At 53.6% G+C, this 17312-nt stretch carries 16 protein-coding genes; 6 read left to right on the top strand and 10 right to left on the bottom strand.

Annotated elements, in window-relative coordinates; translation table 11 throughout:
* Positions 1 to 2 precede the first annotated feature (2 nt).
* On the top strand, positions 3 to 755 hold the full coding sequence (locus MKZ35_RS03275) for a LytR/AlgR family response regulator transcription factor (RefSeq protein ID WP_482511783.1): 753 nt from the start codon (positions 3 to 5) through the stop codon (positions 753 to 755).
* Positions 756 to 900: 145 nt separating this feature from the next.
* Here the strand turns inward: MKZ35_RS03275 and MKZ35_RS03280 are convergent, their stop codons facing one another.
* Together MKZ35_RS03280 and MKZ35_RS03285 are read right to left on the bottom strand one after the other, a co-directional pair.
* Positions 901 to 1275 carry a cupin domain-containing protein gene (locus tag MKZ35_RS03280; RefSeq protein ID WP_482511784.1) on the bottom strand — a complete coding sequence of 125 codons (375 nt, stop codon included), beginning with the start codon at positions 1273 to 1275 and terminating at the stop codon, positions 901 to 903.
* Between the two features lie 19 nt (positions 1276 to 1294).
* Positions 1295 to 1558, bottom strand: a complete 264-nt coding sequence (locus MKZ35_RS03285; RefSeq protein WP_482511785.1) for a Kazal-type serine protease inhibitor domain-containing protein — start codon at positions 1556 to 1558, stop codon at positions 1295 to 1297.
* Positions 1559 to 1819: 261 nt separating this feature from the next.
* On the opposite strand from MKZ35_RS03285, the gene MKZ35_RS03290 reads away from it, so the two are divergent.
* A complete protein-coding gene (locus tag MKZ35_RS03290; RefSeq protein ID WP_482511786.1) occupies positions 1820 to 2254 on the top strand; it encodes a YtxH domain-containing protein in 435 nt (144 codons plus the stop codon).
* Positions 2255 to 2428: 174 nt separating this feature from the next.
* A complete protein-coding gene (locus MKZ35_RS03295; protein WP_482511787.1) occupies positions 2429 to 2863 on the top strand; it encodes a YtxH domain-containing protein in 435 nt (144 codons plus the stop codon).
* Between the two features lie 462 nt (positions 2864 to 3325).
* Here MKZ35_RS03295 and lysS read toward each other — a convergent pair whose 3' ends face one another.
* The 6 genes from lysS to MKZ35_RS03325 all read right to left on the bottom strand — a co-directional run bounded on the left by lysS (position 3326) and on the right by MKZ35_RS03325 (position 11450).
* Positions 3326 to 4834 carry a lysine--tRNA ligase gene (gene lysS / locus MKZ35_RS03300; RefSeq protein ID WP_482511788.1) on the bottom strand — a complete coding sequence of 503 codons (1509 nt, stop codon included), beginning with the start codon at positions 4832 to 4834 and terminating at the stop codon, positions 3326 to 3328.
* 125 nt (positions 4835 to 4959) lie between these two features.
* Positions 4960 to 5997, bottom strand: coding sequence for a hypothetical protein (locus MKZ35_RS03305; protein WP_482511789.1), 1038 nt, complete (start codon positions 5995 to 5997; stop codon positions 4960 to 4962).
* A 240-nt stretch (positions 5998 to 6237) separates the two neighbouring features.
* Positions 6238 to 8391 (bottom strand): carboxy terminal-processing peptidase, encoded by a 2154-nt coding sequence (locus MKZ35_RS03310; protein WP_482511790.1) that lies wholly within the window; start codon positions 8389 to 8391, stop codon positions 6238 to 6240.
* A 352-nt stretch (positions 8392 to 8743) separates the two neighbouring features.
* Positions 8744 to 9565: a hypothetical protein gene (locus MKZ35_RS03315; protein WP_482511791.1), complete on the bottom strand. Its 822-nt coding sequence runs from the start codon at positions 9563 to 9565 to the stop codon at positions 8744 to 8746.
* Between the two features lie 202 nt (positions 9566 to 9767).
* Positions 9768 to 10136, bottom strand: coding sequence for a hypothetical protein (locus MKZ35_RS03320; RefSeq protein ID WP_482511792.1), 369 nt, complete (start codon positions 10134 to 10136; stop codon positions 9768 to 9770).
* Between the two features lie 33 nt (positions 10137 to 10169).
* A complete protein-coding gene (locus MKZ35_RS03325) occupies positions 10170 to 11450 on the bottom strand; it encodes a proline dehydrogenase family protein (protein ID WP_482511793.1) in 1281 nt (426 codons plus the stop codon).
* A gap of 219 nt (positions 11451 to 11669) precedes the next feature.
* Between MKZ35_RS03325 and MKZ35_RS03330 the strand changes: the two genes are divergently transcribed.
* Genes MKZ35_RS03330 through MKZ35_RS03340 form a run of 3 tightly spaced genes read left to right on the top strand, consistent with a single transcriptional unit; the run spans position 11670 to position 15092 of the window.
* On the top strand, positions 11670 to 12713 hold the full coding sequence (locus tag MKZ35_RS03330; RefSeq protein ID WP_482512260.1) for a chorismate mutase: 1044 nt from the start codon (positions 11670 to 11672) through the stop codon (positions 12711 to 12713).
* Positions 12714 to 12764: 51 nt separating this feature from the next.
* Positions 12765 to 13811 carry a 3-dehydroquinate synthase gene (aroB, locus tag MKZ35_RS03335; protein ID WP_482511794.1) on the top strand — a complete coding sequence of 349 codons (1047 nt, stop codon included), beginning with the start codon at positions 12765 to 12767 and terminating at the stop codon, positions 13809 to 13811.
* A gap of 48 nt (positions 13812 to 13859) precedes the next feature.
* A complete protein-coding gene (locus MKZ35_RS03340) occupies positions 13860 to 15092 on the top strand; it encodes a 3-phosphoshikimate 1-carboxyvinyltransferase (RefSeq protein ID WP_482511795.1) in 1233 nt (410 codons plus the stop codon).
* Positions 15093 to 15224: 132 nt separating this feature from the next.
* On the opposite strand, the gene MKZ35_RS03345 is transcribed toward MKZ35_RS03340, so the two are convergent.
* Both MKZ35_RS03345 and MKZ35_RS03350 read right to left on the bottom strand, forming a co-directional pair.
* On the bottom strand, positions 15225 to 16040 hold the full coding sequence (locus MKZ35_RS03345) for an ABC transporter substrate-binding protein (protein WP_482511796.1): 816 nt from the start codon (positions 16038 to 16040) through the stop codon (positions 15225 to 15227).
* A gap of 119 nt (positions 16041 to 16159) precedes the next feature.
* Entirely contained in the window at positions 16160 to 17230 is a 1071-nt protein-coding gene (locus MKZ35_RS03350; RefSeq protein WP_482511797.1) for a M42 family metallopeptidase, read from the bottom strand.
* Positions 17231 to 17312 lie beyond the last annotated feature (82 nt).

A 17312-nucleotide genomic window follows, 5' to 3' on the forward strand; every position in this document is an offset into this window, starting at 1 on the left:
GTATGCACATTCTGATCCTGGAAGATGAAGAGCCAGCGGCAGCCCAGGTGCGCCGGTTTGTGCAGCAGTACCATCCGGCTGCGCACGTAGTGGCCGAGTGCCAGCAGGTCAGCGAAGCCGCCGAGTACCTGCGTACGCATCCGGCTCCCGACCTGATTCTGTCCGACATTGAACTGCTCGATGGCAACGTGTTTGCGCTCTTCCGGCAAGTCAGCGTCACGAGCCCCGTCATCTTCATTACCGCCTACGACTCCTTTCTGGTGCAGGCCTTTGAGCAAAATGGCATTGCCTACGTGCTCAAACCCGTGCAGTACGCGCACTTTGCGGCCGCCATGCAGAAGTACGAGCGGCTACGACAATCGTTCCAGGGGGCGGCGCTGCAGCAGTTGGCGGCGGCCTACGCCGCGCCTGCCCCACGCTACAAGGACCGGCTAGTGAGCAAAAGCCGCGCGGGCCTGTACCTGCTCAACGTTGCCGACCTCGCTTACTTCCAGCTTCGCAACGGCGTTACGCACGCTGTGGATGAGCGGGGCCGGGCCTTCGTGCTGAACGAAACCTTGAGCCAACTCGAAACCCTGCTGGACCCGGCCGCCTTCTTCCGCCTCAATCGCGCCGAAATAGTGCACCTGCGGGCCATCGAAAAGTTAGAGCCTTATTTCAATGACACGCTGGTCGTCCACCTGAAAGGCCAGCCCCTTACCCTCACCAGCAGCACCCACCGTACGCCGGAGTTGCGCAAGTGGCTGGCCGGGTAAAGCGTCGCGCAAAGCCTAGAGCGCGTTTGGGAAGTCGTTTGACGGTCATGCTTTGACTCCGCTTCATTCAGCATGACCGTTAGTAGGCTTTTAGCGAATTTCTAAACAGCCTCCTCATCGGTCATCAAGAAAGCAGTCCATTACCTTATCCTTCCTCCCGGTTCACGGTGGCTGGACTGAAGGCGGGCACGCAAATCGACCAATATTCGCACTCGGCATCAAACGGGTTGGAGTACCGCACCCGTGCCCCGGCCTTAATCAGCAACGACTCGCCGGCGCTCAGCTCAATGATGTCGCCGTCTACCTCAAACCGCTTCTGGCCACGTACCACAATGGTAATTTCATCGAACTGGGGGCGCTGGTGCGGCTCGCTCCACTGGGGCGGCGCCACCATGTGGGCCACACTATACTCGCTGGTGTGGGTGCTGGCCAGGCCAATGTGCTCCTCAATGAGCTTGCCGTCGTTGGTGGGCACGCGGAAGGGGGCTTGCTGGCGGAAGTACTTTTTCTCGTTGGGCATATAGCTGGGGGGCAATTTTTTAGTTCTTTGGTTTCTCCGGGCATTCTCCCTTTGTGTAGGAGAGCACGCCCGCGCTGGTGGCTACACAATCGTTGCTGTAGGTCTTGCCATTGCAGCCGCACACGGGGTCGTATTGCATGGTGCAAATGGCAGCTCGGTCGATTTTGGTTGAATCGATGCAGACTGCCGCGGTTGCTGCCGGGGTAGTGGTGGATGTAGCGGGTGGCTGGCTGCAGGTAGCGAGCAAAGGCAGCAAGGCAGCCGCGAAAAGCAAGTTTTTCATACTACAAGATGGTAAAACAACCCAACTGCCCAATGTGGATACTAAAGTCAAATTACGGGCTGGGGGGCAAAACGTCTCCTTGACAAACCTTATATTTTATTTCAGCTATTTTTTATTCCCTAAATATAACCCAGCTTAACAGTGTTCGTATAGGCAGTCAGCTTAACAAGCCAGGCGCGCCCTCACTTCGCTGAATTCCACCTTTCGGAGTCACCGATTTTGGCGCCTGTTTTCAAGTATTCACTTTCTCTCCTTACCAACATGTCGTATCAACAAGAAGACAACTCGGGCAAAATTCTCCTCGCCGTACTAGCTGGCGCCAGCGCTGGCATCATTGCAGGGCTGCTGATGGCCCCTGATAAAGGCACCGCTACCCGTGGCAATTTGAAAAATGCAGCTACCAAGTATAGCGGTCAGCTCGGCGAGCAGCTCTCCAAATATGGCGAACAGCTGGATACCCAGTTCAAGGGCTACATCGAGAAGTTTGAAGAAATGGGCCTGACCGGCGCCGGCAGCGGCCTGAAGCTGAAAGGTGACTGGAACGAGAGCAAAGGCAAATTGCGTCAGCAGTATGCTCAACTCACCGACGATGACCTACAGTACGCTGAAGGCCAAGAGGAAGACCTCTTAGGCCGCCTGCAGCAGAAGCTCGGCAAAGGCAAGCGTGAAATCACGAAATTGCTGAACGATCTGTAAGCCAAATCCGGCTCTCGATTATCAAGGAAAGACCCTTTTCTAAATAGTAGAAAAGGGTCTTTTTTGTGATAACTTTCGGGTAACAAACTCGTTACAAGTTGCGGATTACCTGTAAGGCTACCGTGCCTTCATAGCCGATTCACCATCTACTCTTTATTCTTACTGCTTACGCTCATGAAAGACAAAAACGGCAAAATCATTCTTTCCCTGCTGGCCGGTGCCAGTGCCGGTATCATTGCAGGCTTGCTCCTGGCTCCCGAAACAGGCGAGGAAACACGCACTACGCTCAAGAAATCGGCTTCCAAGTTCAGCGACGACCTAACCAAGCTGTTCCAGGAGAGCTTGGCTAAAGTAAACGACCTGAAAGGCAGCGCTATCCAGAGTGGCCAAGATTTGGCTAACCGCGTCAACGCCGATGATATCCTCAACTCGCTCAAATCATCGGCCGGCACGCGTGCTGACCAGAGCGGCGACTTAGCCAGCGCACCGGGTGCCGGGCGTCGGGGCGGACAGGACATCACGGGTACCGGTTCAGTAGGTGGCAGCGCCATCGGTGGCACCGATGCCGACGATATCCTGAACCAGGAAGGTCCGAATCACGGACTTTAAAAAAACCGGAATTTTTTCGGCATTTCGTAACCTTAGTTGCGCAGTGCCGTTAAAGAAAACATAACCGGCTTGAAAGAAAATCGGAGAAGTATCGGAAGTAAAATTGCCGACAGTAAGAGCTTCTGCTAAGTATTGGTCAAACAGACTTAGTAGCAAAATCAGATTGTTCATCGCAAGCTTCTTCCTATCACCCCGATTGGAAGGGTAAGTCAGTTATAAAGGAAGGCCTCTCGTGATTATTGCGGGAGGCTTTCTGATTTTTATCTGAATCACGGATTTTGCGGATTAGTCGGATTTAACGGATTTCGGTGACGATTTTCAGCGAATTCGTCTAGTAATAAATTCGGCCAGCAAACTCATAAAAAAGCCCCCCAGAATAATTCTGGGGGGCTTTTTTATGAGTTGTGAATCGTCACCGAAATCCGTTAAATCCGACTAATCCGCAAAATCCGCGATTCAGACTTAATTATTCTCCGGCTTCATCTGGGGGAAGAAGAGCACATCCTGAATCGAGTTGGAGTTGGTCATAATCATGCTCAGGCGGTCGATACCGATGCCCAGGCCAGCCGTGGGGGGCATTCCGTACTCCAGCGCCCGCAGAAAGTCTTCGTCGAGTACCATCGCCTCCACGTCGCCGCGCTTGCCAAGCTCCAACTGGTCCTCGAAGCGCTGGCGCTGGTCGATAGGGTCGTTGAGTTCGGAGAAGGCGTTGCAGATTTCTTTGCCGTTGCAGATAGCTTCAAAACGCTCAACCAAGCCGGGCTTGGAGCGATGCTTCTTTGCCAGCGGCGACATTTCCACCGGATAGTCGGTAATGAACGTAGGCTGAATCAGTTTCGGCTCGCATAACTCGCCAAACAGCTCATCGATGATTTTGGCTTTGCCCATGCTGGGGTCCAGATGCACGTGCAGGGTGTGAGCCGTTTCGCGCAGTGCCGCCTCATCCATATCGGTGATGTCGATGCCAGTGAAGTGCTGGATGGCTTCGAACATGGTGAAGCGCTGCCAGGGCCGCTGGAAGTTGATGAGGTTGTCGCCCACCTGCACTTCCGTTTTGCCGTGCAGCTCGAAGGCCACGCGCTCTACCATTTCCTCCACCAGATCCATCATCCAGTAGTAGTCTTTGTAGGCCACGTACAGCTCCATCTGGGTAAACTCGGGGTTGTGAAAGCGCGACATGCCCTCGTTGCGGAAGTCCTTGCTGAACTCATACACCCCATCGAAGCCGCCTACGATCAGTCGCTTGAGGTACAGCTCGTTGGCAATGCGCAGATACAGCGTCATGTCCAGCGTGTTATGGAAGGTCTTGAACGGGCGCGCGGCCGCGCCGCCGTACAAAGGCTGTAGAATAGGGGTTTCTACTTCCAGATAGCCTTTATCGTTCAGATAGTTGCGCATGGCCTGCACTAGCAGCGTCCGCTTCGTGAATGTCTCGCGCACCTGCGGATTCACGACCATATCCACGTAGCGTTGGCGGTAGCGTTGCTCGGGGTCGGTGAAGGCGTCATAAATTTGACCGTCCTTCTCCTTCACCACCGGTAGCGGGCGCAGGGCTTTGGCCAGCAGTTTGAACTCCGTAACGTGTATCGAAGTCTCGCCCACCTGCGTTTTGAACACGCGGCCTTTCACGCCCACGAAATCACCCAGGTCAATCAGCTTTTTGAAAACTGTATTGTACAGCTCCTTATCCTCGCCGGGGCAAATTTCGTCGCGGTTGATATAAAGCTGAATGCGTCCGGAAGAGTCCATCAGCTCCGCGAAGGAAGCCTTGCCCATCACGCGCTGCGACATGATGCGGCCAGCCAGACTCACTTCCTGAAAGTTGTTGAGTTCAACGTGGTAGTTATCCAGAATCTCCTGCGCGGAGAAATTCACGTCGAACAGCTCGGACGGATACGGCTCAATGCCGAGCTTGTGCAGCTCGTCGAGCTTGTGGCGGCGTTGCTGTTCCTGTTCGCTGAGATGGTGCATGGTCAAAGGCTTTGAAATAAGGCGGCGAAGTTACGCCCGCCGCCCGGATTATACCGAAACAAAAAGCGCCGCCCCAGGGGAGCAGCGCTTACGTGTATCAGTAGTAAGACAGTAAAGAGAGCGGATTAAGCTGCGATGTTCATCTGGGTAGGAGCCTCGCCAGTCAGCAGCGGCTCGATGCGGTTGCGCAAGCGGTCGGCTACGAAGCTGTGCTGCAAGTGCTTCGGCAGGTCAGCAATAAGCTGCTGATAGCGCTCCAGGCCCATAGCCTTGGCCACATAGCTCTCATGAATACCATTGAGGTAGCTCACGATGTTGAGCAGCGACTGGTGGAAAAGCTTAAAGTCAATCTCGGCTTCCACGTAGCGCTCAATCTCGCGGCTGGTCTGCGAGATGCGCAGGCGGCTGAGCAAGTCGAAGATAGTAGTGTAGCCTAAGCGCCACGTAATCTGCTGCCAGTGCGCGGCCGTCCACTTGTCCAGCACCTTGCCGGTTTTCTGGCTGCGTAACGCGGTGTTGGAATTAGCCTGCACTTGCTGACGCGTAAACTGAGCCTTCATCTTACGCGTGGTGCGCAGGAACTGCCCGATCTGCGCCTGGGCCTCAATCTCCTTGCCCGCGATGTGCAAGCCGGCCTTGTAGCCCGCCAGCGGTAGGCGATGAATGCTGAAGTCGCCGTAAGCACCAGCCGCATAAAACGACACGGGCCGCGGATACGCATTGCGCACGACCAATCGGCCCACCTCGCGCTGAATCAGCGAAGAGTTGTTGGAGCGTACGCCGGTAGTGTACAGGAAAGCCTGCAAACCCGACAGAATAGTATGATACGCCTGCGGGAAGGTCCAGTGCAGGGCGTTGCGCAGGTAGTCTTCGTCGCCTAGCTCCGCGGTAGCACGCAAAGCGTACTCCGTGCTCCAGCAGGCGTGCAGGAGCTTGGTGATATTCGGGAAGTCGGCGTCGGTTAGCTCGGCTTGATGCGCCCGGAAGTAGGGCAGGTGCTGCAAGCCGCCAGTCGCGTCGTCGTTCTCCTGAATGTGGTAGTTGATGGCAAAGAAGTAATTGAGAAAAACCTGGGCAGGAATCGATTTGCGCCACGTTTCCTCCGCTTGCCGCTGCTCGTCCGTCACGAGCGGAATGATGTTGTTCTCTAATATCGTCGTCATGCTAAGTAAACAGCAGAGAACTAACCATAGTTGCACATTTACTAAAAATAATTGCTAATATTTTTGCCATATAATATGTTGATTACTAAGATATTGACCAATAAATATGCGGTCAGCTCAACTGTGTAATTTAGAGTCGATTTACTAATTTAGTTGTCATTGACTTTGAGGCATAAAAAAAGCCCCCAGAATCATTCTGGGGGCTTTTTTAGTAAGCTCTGTAAGCGACCTGTACGTTGCCTAGATCTGGTCTTTCACCACGGCTACAGCTTCACGCAAGGTAATATCCTTTTTCAGGTTGCGAGTAAAGCGGGTAGCCCGATTCACCTGTACTGTGTCGGAGCCTAACTGGCGCAGATCGGCGGTCAGCGGAGCGATATTCAGCGGCTGGGCTGCTTTCTGCAACTGCTCGTACTTATCCGACTCGGCTTTGGCCAATAGCTGCTCGGCACGGTAGGTATCCAGTTTCAGACTTACCATTGTGTCGTTCTTGCGCTTGATCATGCGCTGCACCATGCCGTTGATCAGCTTAAAGCTCTCGCTGTTATCTACGCGCTTCTTGCTGGCCTCGCTTAGCTTCGCTACGGCAGGCGCACCACTCCAGGGGCGGTAGCGAGCAGGACTGATTTCATCCCACTTCAAAGGATAGTCCGACTCCTTCTCGCCTTGGTCGAGGTAGCTGTACAAGTCGGGCAGGATGATGTCCGGCACCACGCCTTTAAATTGAGTAGAGCCGCCATTGATGCGGTAGAACTTCTGGGTTGTCAGCTTCAGCGAGCCGAAAGGCTTGATGTTGTTGAACTCGGCGGGCATCGCGTCGTCTAGGTCGAAGATGCGCTGGACCGTGCCTTTGCCATAGGTGCTGGCTGAGCCCATTATGACGCCACGCTTGTAGTCCTGAATGGCAGCGGCCAAAATCTCGGAAGCCGACGCGCTGTACTTATTTACCAACACCACCAGCGGACCAGAGTACTGCACGCGAGGGTCACGGTCGTTCAGGATGTTCGGCGCGCCCTGGCTGGAGCGAACCTGCACTACCGGGCCATTCTCCACGAAGAGGCCGGCCATTTCCACCGCATCCTGCAACGAGCCACCACCATTCGAGCGCAAGTCGAGCACAACGCCTTGCACGTTCTCTTTAGTAAGTTTTTCCAACTCCTTCTTCACGTCGGTGGCGCTGCTGCGGCCACCATTATCGTTGAAGTCAGCATAGAAGCCCGGCAAACGGATATAACCTATTTTCTTGCCGTTGTCATCAATGGTAGCTGACTTAGCAAATGTTTCCTCAACCACCACCACATCACGAATGATGGGGATAACTTGGGTACTGCCATCGGTTTTCTTTACCGTCAGGCGCACTTCCGTGCCTTTTTTGCCCTTGATAAGAACTACGGCTTTATCTAAGCGCATGCCTTCCACCGAAACTGGCTCAGCCGCACCTTGTGCTACGCGCATGATAATGTCGCCAGCTTTTAAATCACCTTGACGGTAAGAGGCGCTACCCGGAATCAAATCAGATACTTTAATCTGCCCATCCTTTTCCTGCAAGGAAGCACCGATACCCTCAAACTGCCCCGTCATTTGCTCATCGAACTTGTCTTTGTCGCGGGGGGCAAAATATTCGGTGTGTGGGTCGTAGGTATTTGCAATTACGTTAGCGTAAAGCGCTAGGCGCTCAGAAGCATCCGTCTGCATCATATCGCCAAACTGGCTATCGAAGTACTTCAATACGCGCTTGCGGGCTTCAATTTCCATCTCGGCTGGCGTGCGGTTGGGCTCGTTGGTCGCTACAATGGGGGTTTTATTGATCGACGCGGTTGGGGCCGAAGCTTTCTCTTTGCGCTTGGCCTGCTCGTCCATCATCTCCGATACCCGCGACATCGTCTGATACTTCAGATACTTACGCCACTCCTCACGCTGAGCTGCTTTGTCGACCGCAAAAGTCATCTTATCCGATTCGGTCTCGAATGACTCTTCTTTTGTGAAATCGAAGGGCTGAGTTAGAATCTCACGGTACATGACCTGCACATCTTTCATGCGCTGATTCAGGAGCTGCGTGCTCAGGTCCAGAAACTCATGGGTACCAGCTTTCACCTGATCGTCGATGGCCGTTTGATACTTACGGAGCTGAGCTACGTCCGATTGCAACAAGAACTTCTTATTGTAGTCGATGCGCTTCAAGTATAAATCAAACACCCGCTTGGAGAAAGTGTCATCCACTTTTTCTGGTTGGTAGTGGGCTAGAGTCAGCCCCTGAAGCATAGCTTTGATGAGGACTTCATCTTTCTGCGGCGTCCGGGCATCGGTACGCCGGTAGAGCTTGTAGGAAGCAAGCACAAAGATGGCCATCACCAGCGAGGCATAAAGCCCTATTTTCAAGCGGGGAGAAGACATGGAAATCAGCGTGAAATGGAGAAAATCGAAAGGAAATGAAACGCGGCCCGCTTATCAGCTACTTAGTCCGGAGCTGGTTACAAGCGCAAAACGCTAGCTATTGGCAAATAAGTGCCCAAAATGAAAGGAAAGGAAGTGAGTTTCCCGTTGAGGTTGCACCAACCTGGGCAAGCAAACCTGCTACAAGCAACTACAGATACGCAATAGAATGCCATTTGGATAAGGGAACCGAAGCATTATAGCTAAAATCAGATGGCAAGCAGTTAAGGTTATCCTTAAGTACAACAAAAAAGCCCTCTCCAGGTTGGAGAGGGCTTTTTATAAAGTGCTTAGTCAGCTATACAAGCAGCTACTAGTAGCGACGAACACGGTCGCCATTGTGGCGGCGGAATTCCTCTTCGAAGTACTTAGCATCTTCGTCGTTGCGGGGCTTCACACCCATTACGATACCACCTTGCTTGATGTCGCTTTCATACTCAGCGGCGTGCTCCTCAGGAATACCTGAGCCTACCAAGGCGCCTACTAGGCCACCAGTCAAACCACCAGCACCGGCACCAGCCAATGCAGCTGCGATAGGACCAGCGATGATAAGACCCAAGCCGGGCAGTGCCACCGAGGTGCCAATCGCAGCGATAGCACCAATAATAGCACCAGCAGTACCACCAATAGCCGAACCCACGCCAGCACCTTCCATAGCCTTATCGCCTAGGTCAGTATCAGCGGTGTTCTCGCCAAAATGCTTTTTGCGGGTTTCGTCCGACATAAGCAAGTTGACGTCATCTTTGCCATAACCACGCGATGACATAGAGTTATACGCACGCTCAGCGCTGTCACGGTCACGGAAAGAGCTGGTCATTATACCGCCGCTTTTGCTGGAGTCGTAAGGCTGACCGGTTACAGCGTGTGCTGCATGGTCGGCAGTGTTTTGTACGGCATCAATGCCAGCGCCTACTACTGCACCAGCAGTACCTGCTGCTGCTGCACCTTTGGCAGTTGCGCTATAATCATCGCCGCTAACATTAGAGCTTCCAGTGCTGGAGTTGCCCATGTTGCCGCTTGAGGTGGTATTACCCGTCGTACTGTTGCTCGTGCCCGTACCAGCTGAGCCAGTTCCGTAGTTAGCGCCTGAGCCTGTACCAGTATTCAGTGGGTTGTTACTGTTGTTCGTTTCCATTTGGGTAGAGTAGATTAAATTGATGAAGGGAGAGCTTAACCAACCGCGAGAACTTTAAAAACAGAAAAGCGCCCGACTAGCCAGTTGAGTAGCTAAACGGCGCGCTTAGGACGGGGGTTACAGAAATTTCTGTATAGCTGCTATTCTATCTTCAGATTCTGATCTATTTCAGCTTACAGATGAGCTATTTGTTCAATCTAAATCAGCCAAATTGCTCGTAGTTGGCATCTATTTGCCAAAACTCCCGACACTCGTGTCGGAGTTTTTTTAAAAATTCCGGGTCCTGCTTTAAGGTGCGCCACTCGCCCAACCCCAACCGTTCGCACAGCTTAAAAAAGGAATCGCCCTGCCCTTTCGAGCCGGCTACTTTTACCAGGCAGCTCAGGATGGGGCGCCCACTCTGATATTCTTTCTCTGAAATCTCACTTAGGATTTCATTCAGACGCGCCTTTTCGTGCGAAATCTCCAGATTGAGGCCCAACTCTGCTTCCTGCACCAGATTCAGGTAGCTGGTGGTGCCTACCTGATGGCGGGCAAATCGAATTAAGTGGCTGCGGACGCGAGCATTCATTAGACGAATGGGTGAGTAAACGGGCAGAAAAGATTAGCAATGTACTACTCTAAATGAATATAGTGTAGTAGTGCAAGGCCCGTAAACCAAAACTGTGCCGACGTAGGCCCATCTTTTGTACGTCCTATTTTTTGCTTTGCGTCGCGTTATTTCTCTTTGAATAAGCGAAAACTCCCGACTGCTTTGGCCCGCAATGGCGGTATTCTCGTCGGCGCGGCGCAGTAGGTAGGGCATAACTGCTTCCACCGGGCCGTAGGGTACGTATTTAGCCGTGTTGTAGCCCGCGTTGGCCAAATTATAGCTCAGGTTGTCGCTCATGCCATAGAGCTGGGCAAACCAGATGCGCGTATCCTGCGGCCGCAGGTTGCGCTCCTGCATCAGCTCCGTGAGCAGCAGGGAGCTAGCCTCGTTGTGGGTGCCGGCACAGATGCTGATACGGTCGGCGTGGGCCACGCAGTAGCGCAACGACTCATTATAGAGTTGGTCCGTCGCCTCTTTGGTAGGGTTGATGGGGTTTTGGTAGCCGCGCTGGGCGGCAGTGCGGCTTTCCTTTTCCATGTAAGCGCCCCGCACCAATTTGCCCCCCAGATAGTATCCGTCGCGCTTGGCAATTTCATAGGCTTGCTCAATAGCTTCCAGCCGGTCGTGGCGGTAGAGCTGGTAGGTGTTCCATACAATAGCCGACTCACGGTTGTACTTGGCCATCATCTCGTAGGCCAGCGTATCAATGGTTTCCTGAAACCAGCTTTCCTCCGCGTCTACGAATACGCGCACGCCATACTGATGGGCGCGGCTACAAATAGCATCAACTCGCGCTTTAGAGCGCTCAAAGCTGGCTTGCTCTGCCTGATTCAGCGGCTGGTTGGCCTGCACCTTTTCCAGAATAGCGCTGTCGGCGAGACCGGTTACTTTAAATACCGAGAAGGGAATATGGGTGGAGCGATGGGCCATATCAATGGTGGCCAGAATCTCATCGCGCGTATGATCGTAGCTTTTGTCGCTGCCTTCGCCCTCCACTGAATAGTCGAGGATGGTGCCGATGTTGTAGCGGCCCAACTCCTCAATTACGGGTAAGCATTCCTGAATCGTTTCGCCGCCGCAGAACTGCTCAAAGATGGTTTTTTTGATCAGAAACTTAACTGGCAGGCCCCATTTGAGCGCCGTTTTCATCAAGCCACCGCCGGCTTTCACCAGCGTATTATTGTTCATAGCCGCAAACAGAGCATACATCTGGCGCAATTCGCCATCAGACTTGGAAGCGAAGGCGACGGCGGTATCGTTGAAGGAGAGAGACGGAGCGTGGGTGGCTAACATAGAGCGGGTGGTTTTTAAACAACGCTTTTGGGTGGGCGAAGATAGGTTTTAAACAACGTTTTGACCGGCAGAGTTACCTTGCAGCCCGCTCTTTTTCCAATACCGTTACCTGGGGATCTGGGGGGCTTTTTGCGCCTGCTTGCCACTGAACCCGCCTTTGTTTTTCATGAATACTTCCTCTGCCACCACTTTTTTACCCGCCTCCTCGCCAGCAAAGGGCTGCCACTGCTCATTGCTGGGCCGTGCAGCGCCGAAACCGAAGATCAGGTGCTCACCACCGCCCGCGCCCTGAAGGCTATGGGGAAAGTAGACCTGTTTCGCTCGGGCGTTTGGAAGCCGCGTACCAAACCCGGTGGGTTCGAGGGCATGGGCACCGCCGCGCTGCCTTGGTTGCAGCGCGTGCGCGAGGAAGTAGGCTTACCCGTAACCATAGAAGTAGCCACGCCCCGCCACGTAGAAGACGCCCTGCGCTACGGCATTGATGTGCTCTGGATTGGGGCTCGCACTACGGTTAACCCCTTCGCCGTGCAGGAGTTAGCCGACGCATTAGCCGGTACCGGCGTGCCCGTGATGGTCAAGAACCCAGTGAACCCGGATGTGGCATTGTGGGCGGGTGCATTGGAGCGACTGGAGCGCGTGGGCATCACCGATCTGGCTGCCATTCACCGCGGGTTTAGCACGTTTGCGCCCTCGCGCTACCGCAACGCCCCGACCTGGCAGCTGGCATTTGAGCTAAAAGCGCGCTTTCCGCAAGTTCCCCTGATCTGCGACCCCAGCCACATCAGTGGGCGCCGCGACCTGATCCTGCCCGTCTCGCAAAAGGCCCTCGATCTGGACTACGACGGCCTGATGATTGAAACGCACCCCGACCCTGATAATGCCCTATCCGACGCGGCGCAGCAGGTAACACCGGCGCGGCTGGCCGAGATTTTAACGGAGCTGAAATACCGTTACCGTTCTTCCAACAATGCCGATTTCCTGAATAAAGCGGAAGAACTGCGTCAGCAAATCGATACGGCCGACCGTGAGTTGATGGAGGCGTTGGCCGCACGCATGGCGCTGGTAGAACAGCTGGCCGAATACAAAAAGGAAAACAACGTGAAGATTTTGCAGATGGACCGCTGGCAGGAAATCTTTACGTCGCGGCGGGAGTGGGGGGCAAAATTGCGCCTGAATGATCCGTTTGTGGCCAAGCTCTACGAGCTTATTCACCTGGAAAGTATCCGCAAGCAAACCGAGATACTAAACCAGAACCCGGAATAGCCGTCTTTACTACCTGTTCTTTCGATTGTTCTCCGTTAACCCGCTCATCCCTTGCAAGACACTCCTGCCATCGGTCCCCATGCGTTGATCGAACTTGCCGACTTGCTTCGCCAACCGGCGGTAAGTCAGGTTTTTGTGTTGGCCGATGCCAACACGATTCGGCTCTGCTACCCGCGTCTGCGCGATTTTCTGCCTGAAAATCACATCACTATCGAAATTCCAGCCGGGGAAGAATATAAGGTGCTAGCTACCTGCGAAACGGTGTGGGAAGCACTTACCGAAGCCCGCGCCGACCGTTTTGCGGTGCTCGTGAACCTCGGCGGGGGCGTCGTTACGGATCTGGGGGGCTTTTGCGCAGCCTTGTATAAGCGTGGTATCCGCTTCTTACAGGTGCCCACTACGCTGCTGGCGCAGGTAGATGCCAGCGTGGGGGGCAAAACCGGCGTTGATTTTCAGAATTACAAAAACCAGCTCGGCGTATTTCAGGCGCCTGCTGCGGTGTTTATCGAGCCCCGGTTTCTGAATACGCTCGAACCGCGCCAGCTCAAGTCGGGCTACGCGGAAGTGGTTAAGCATTGGCTTATTGCCGATGCCGCCGCGTTTGAACACCATCGTCGTACCGGCTTTTTCGTGGACGAATGGGGTCCTATTATTCACGAATCGGTCCGAACGAAGGAGCGCATCGTAGCCGCCGATCCGCTGGAAAGCGGTTTGCGCAAGGTGCTTAACTTCGGCCACACCGTGGGCCATGCCCTCGAAAGCTACCTGCTCAGTCAGCCCGGCCGCGAGATTCTGCACGGCGAAGCAGTTGCCGCCGGCATGATTTGCGAAAGCTGGCTATCCATGAAGAAAGGCCTCTTAAGTGAAGAAGAGTTAGATAAGATTGAGACTTTCCTGTTCTCTGTATTCGAAAAGGTGCAGTTTGTTACGCTCGAAACCGATGCTATTGCCGAGCTGGCCCTTCAGGACAAGAAAAACACGGGCTCGACCATCAACTGCACCTTGCTGAAAGGCATTGGCCACGCCATCTACGACCAGCCTATTAGTGTAGCCGAGATAGCAAGCTCCCTGCGCTACTATCACCGACTGTTGAGCTGAAAAACCAAGTCTGCTACGCACTGTGCGTCATATAATTAAGCACCCCGAATGCCCGAGTCAATAATGTTATCCTGGCCCGGCGGCCCTATGCAGGGCACCGCCCAACTGCCCGCCTCCAAGAGTGAAAGCAACCGCGCCCTGATTATTCAGGCGCTTGCCGGTAACGGTTCCCTCTCCAATCTTTCCGCCGCCAACGATACGCAGCTCATGCGCCGCCTGCTAGCCAGTGCCGCCGCCGATACGCTCGATGCGGAGGATGCCGGCACCGTGATGCGCTTCCTCACGGCGTACTTATCCGTCACCGACCGGCGTGTATTGCTCACCGGCACCGCCCGCATGCGGGAGCGCCCTATTGGCGTCTTGGTCGATGCCCTGCGCCAGCTCGGCATGCAGATTGACTACGCGGAAAAGGAAGAGTATCCGCCCTTAAATATTAAGGGGTGGGGGGCAAATTTGCCCCCCGCAGACATGGCCGAACTCACTGTGCGGGGTGACATCAGCAGCCAGTATATTTCGGCTTTGCTAATGATCGGACCCCGACTGCCCGGTGGCCTGCGGTTATTTTTAACGGGTAAAGTTGGTTCGCGACCCTATATCCGCATGACACTGGCACTTATGCAGCGTTTTGGGGCCGACTGCCGGGATTTAGGTTCCGTTCTGGAAGTACGTCCCACTCCCTACAAGCCCGCCGATTATGCCATTGAGGCTGATTGGTCGGCGGCGAGCTATTGGTATGCTATGGTGGCTTTGTCGTCTGTCGGGGGGCAAATTTATTTGCCGGGCCTACGCCGCCACTCCCTGCAAGGCGACCAAGCAATTGTTGGGATTATGGAAAAATTGGGCGTAGCCACTGAGTTTCTGCCCGATGGCGTAGGGCTCACTCAGCAACCTATAATTGGTGCTTTTTCTCAAGACTTCACCGATTGCCCCGACCTGGCCCAAACCGTTGCTGTAATAGCTGCCGCCCAAGGCGTAAACGTAGAAATGACTGGCCTGGAAAGCCTGCGCATCAAGGAAACGGACCGCATTCTAGCCCTCCAAACCGAGCTAGCCAAATTCGGCGCTACCCTCGCCGAGGAGCAACCAGACGTATTCCGCGTAACTGCCAATGAGTTTAAGGTAAATGGCCAAACCATAGCCACCTACCACGACCACCGCATGGCTATGGCTTTTGCGCCCCTAGCGCTCCGCGGCTCATTAACTATTGAAGCACCCCACGTCGTTCGCAAGTCTTATCCTAGCTTTTGGGATGAGTTGGAACAGGCGGGATTTATAGTATGAAGTACAGAGCGTATTTAAAAGGCGGTCATGCAGAGCGCAGCGAAGCATCTCGCGTGCTGATGCAGGAGTACTAATCCTACTACCGCGAGCGAGATGCTTCGGCTCCGCCTCTGCATGACCGCCTTTTATACTTTATGTCACAACAGCCGCTCTCAACTCAGCAAAATACGCGGTCGATTGTTGTAGTCGGCTGCCATACCAGCTGAATAATTCTCCGTTCACTATTTGAATCTGGGCCGGGGGACAAATTCCCTGAAACTCCGCAATGTGCTTAGCAGCAAAAGGGTAAGGCTCCGACGATAAGAGAATAACCCGTGGCGCGGCTGCTGCCAGCTGCTCAGCTGAAATCTCCGGATAGCGCTGCTGGGGGGCAAATACATTAGCAAAGCCCACTCGCGCCAGCATATCATTTATAAAAGTGCTACTCGCGGCCACCATATACGGCTTACGCCAAATAAAATAGGCAGCTGGAATCAAAGATTTGGGCGGCACAAGCTGCGTAAAAGAAGATTCTATAGCCTCTGCTATTCCGTCAGCCCTGGACTTCGCTCCGGTTATCACGCCTACCTGCCGAATCATGCGCAAGGCATCAGTCAAGGTAGAAATATCACTTAGCCACACCGGATAATGCACCGCCAACTGCTCAATGCCTTCCTGATAGTTTTCCTCCTTGTTACCAATAATAAGGTCAGGCTTCAGCGCAGCAATCTTCTCAAAATCAAACGATTTGGTGCCGCCAATTACGGTAGCCCGCTGACGCGCTTCGGCTGGATGAATGCAGAATTTTGTCACCCCAACTATTCTGCCGCCCAAACCCAAATCAAACAATAACTCCGTCTGCGAAGGCACCAGCGACACGATGCGTTGCGGCGGATAAGGCACCGCCACACGCCGTCCTATCTGGTCAATGAGCGTAAGGGGAATCGTTAGAGGTGAGAAGTCAGACATGAGAAGTAAGACAGTGTTCCTGCGTATAAGTTGAACAGAGTGAAAGCGAAAAGCGAGACTTCAAACCGATAGAATAGTATCAGTTTAAAGTCTCGCTTTTCGCTTTTTGGCTCTCACTTCTAGCTGAAATACCGGAAATCGTGGCCATCCTCGATGCGCAGCAGGGTTTCGTAAATCAACCGAATTACGTTCTCCACATCATCCTGGTGTACGGTCTCTACGGTAGTATGCATATACTTGAGCGGCAGGGAGATAAGCGCGGCCGCCACGCCAGCATTGGAGTACGCAAAGGCATCGGTGTCGGTGCCGGTGGCGCGGGTTGCGGATGCGCGCTGAAACGGGATATCAGCGGTTTTAGCCGTTTCAATGATCAGCTCGCGCAAGTTATTCTGCACCGCCGGGCCATAGGTAACTACTGGGCCTTTGCCACAGTGCAGGTCGCCGCTGGTTTTCTTCTCGTACATGGGCGCCTGCGTATCATGAATGACGTCCGTAATGATAGCCACGTCGGGCTGAATGCGGTGCGCTATCATTTCTGCCCCCCGCAGCCCAATCTCTTCCTGCACGGCATTCACTACGTAGAGGCCAAAGGACAGCTTCTGCTTGTTTTCCTTCAGCAGCCGGGCCACTTCCGCAATCATAAAACCTCCAATACGGTTGTCGAGCGCCCGCCCCACAAAATACTGCCGGTTCATCACCATAAACTCGTCTTCGAAGGTGACGACCGAGCCTACGTGAATACCCATTTGCTCTACTTCGTCTTTAGAAGTAGCGCCACAGTCCAGGAAAATTGTTTCAATAGTCGGCGCTTTATCCTGCTCCACCTTGCGCACATGGATAGCGGGCCAACCAAAGATGGCCTTCACAATGCCCTTGTCTGTGTGAATATTCACACGCTTGGATGGCGCTACCAAGGCATCAGAGCCGCCATTACGCCGCACATAGATGTAGCCCTCTTTCGTGATGTAATTCACGAAGTAAGAAATCTCATCGGCGTGCGCTTCAATAACGACTTTGTACTTGGCTTTCGGGTTAATCACCCCAACCACAGTTCCGTAGGTGTCAACGAAGTATTCGTCAATGTAGGGCTTAACATAGTCAAGCCACAGCTTTTGCCCTTCCTTCTCAAAGCCAGTCGGAGAAGGATTATTCAGATATTTCTGGAGGAAATCGAATGATTCGTTACGCATACTATTTATCATTTCGGACGTAGTGAGAAATCTGATTTAGCCGCACTACGTGTTAAGTTTTGAGAATGGGAGTAGCGAGAAG

This window comes from Hymenobacter sp. R533113 (assembly GCF_056835965.1).

Bases quoted from the DNA above. Each gene is read 5' to 3' on its own strand.
- MKZ35_RS03275 (WP_482511783.1), top strand. From the start codon at position 3: ATGCACATTCTGATCCTGGAAGATGAAGAGCCAGCGGCAGCCCAGGTG.
- MKZ35_RS03280 (WP_482511784.1), bottom strand. From the start codon at position 1,275: ATGCCCAACGAGAAAAAGTACTTCCGCCAGCAAGCCCCCTTCCGCGTG.
- MKZ35_RS03285 (WP_482511785.1), bottom strand. From the start codon at position 1,558: ATGAAAAACTTGCTTTTCGCGGCTGCCTTGCTGCCTTTGCTCGCTACC.
- MKZ35_RS03290 (WP_482511786.1), top strand. From the start codon at position 1,820: ATGTCGTATCAACAAGAAGACAACTCGGGCAAAATTCTCCTCGCCGTA.
- MKZ35_RS03295 (WP_482511787.1), top strand. From the start codon at position 2,429: ATGAAAGACAAAAACGGCAAAATCATTCTTTCCCTGCTGGCCGGTGCC.
- lysS (WP_482511788.1), bottom strand. From the start codon at position 4,834: ATGCACCATCTCAGCGAACAGGAACAGCAACGCCGCCACAAGCTCGAC.
- MKZ35_RS03305 (WP_482511789.1), bottom strand. From the start codon at position 5,997: ATGACGACGATATTAGAGAACAACATCATTCCGCTCGTGACGGACGAG.
- MKZ35_RS03310 (WP_482511790.1), bottom strand. From the start codon at position 8,391: ATGTCTTCTCCCCGCTTGAAAATAGGGCTTTATGCCTCGCTGGTGATG.
- MKZ35_RS03315 (WP_482511791.1), bottom strand. From the start codon at position 9,565: ATGGAAACGAACAACAGTAACAACCCACTGAATACTGGTACAGGCTCA.
- MKZ35_RS03320 (WP_482511792.1), bottom strand. From the start codon at position 10,136: ATGAATGCTCGCGTCCGCAGCCACTTAATTCGATTTGCCCGCCATCAG.
- MKZ35_RS03325 (WP_482511793.1), bottom strand. From the start codon at position 11,450: ATGTTAGCCACCCACGCTCCGTCTCTCTCCTTCAACGATACCGCCGTC.
- MKZ35_RS03340 (WP_482511795.1), top strand. From the start codon at position 13,860: ATGCCCGAGTCAATAATGTTATCCTGGCCCGGCGGCCCTATGCAGGGC.
- MKZ35_RS03345 (WP_482511796.1), bottom strand. From the start codon at position 16,040: ATGTCTGACTTCTCACCTCTAACGATTCCCCTTACGCTCATTGACCAG.
- MKZ35_RS03350 (WP_482511797.1), bottom strand. From the start codon at position 17,230: ATGCGTAACGAATCATTCGATTTCCTCCAGAAATATCTGAATAATCCT.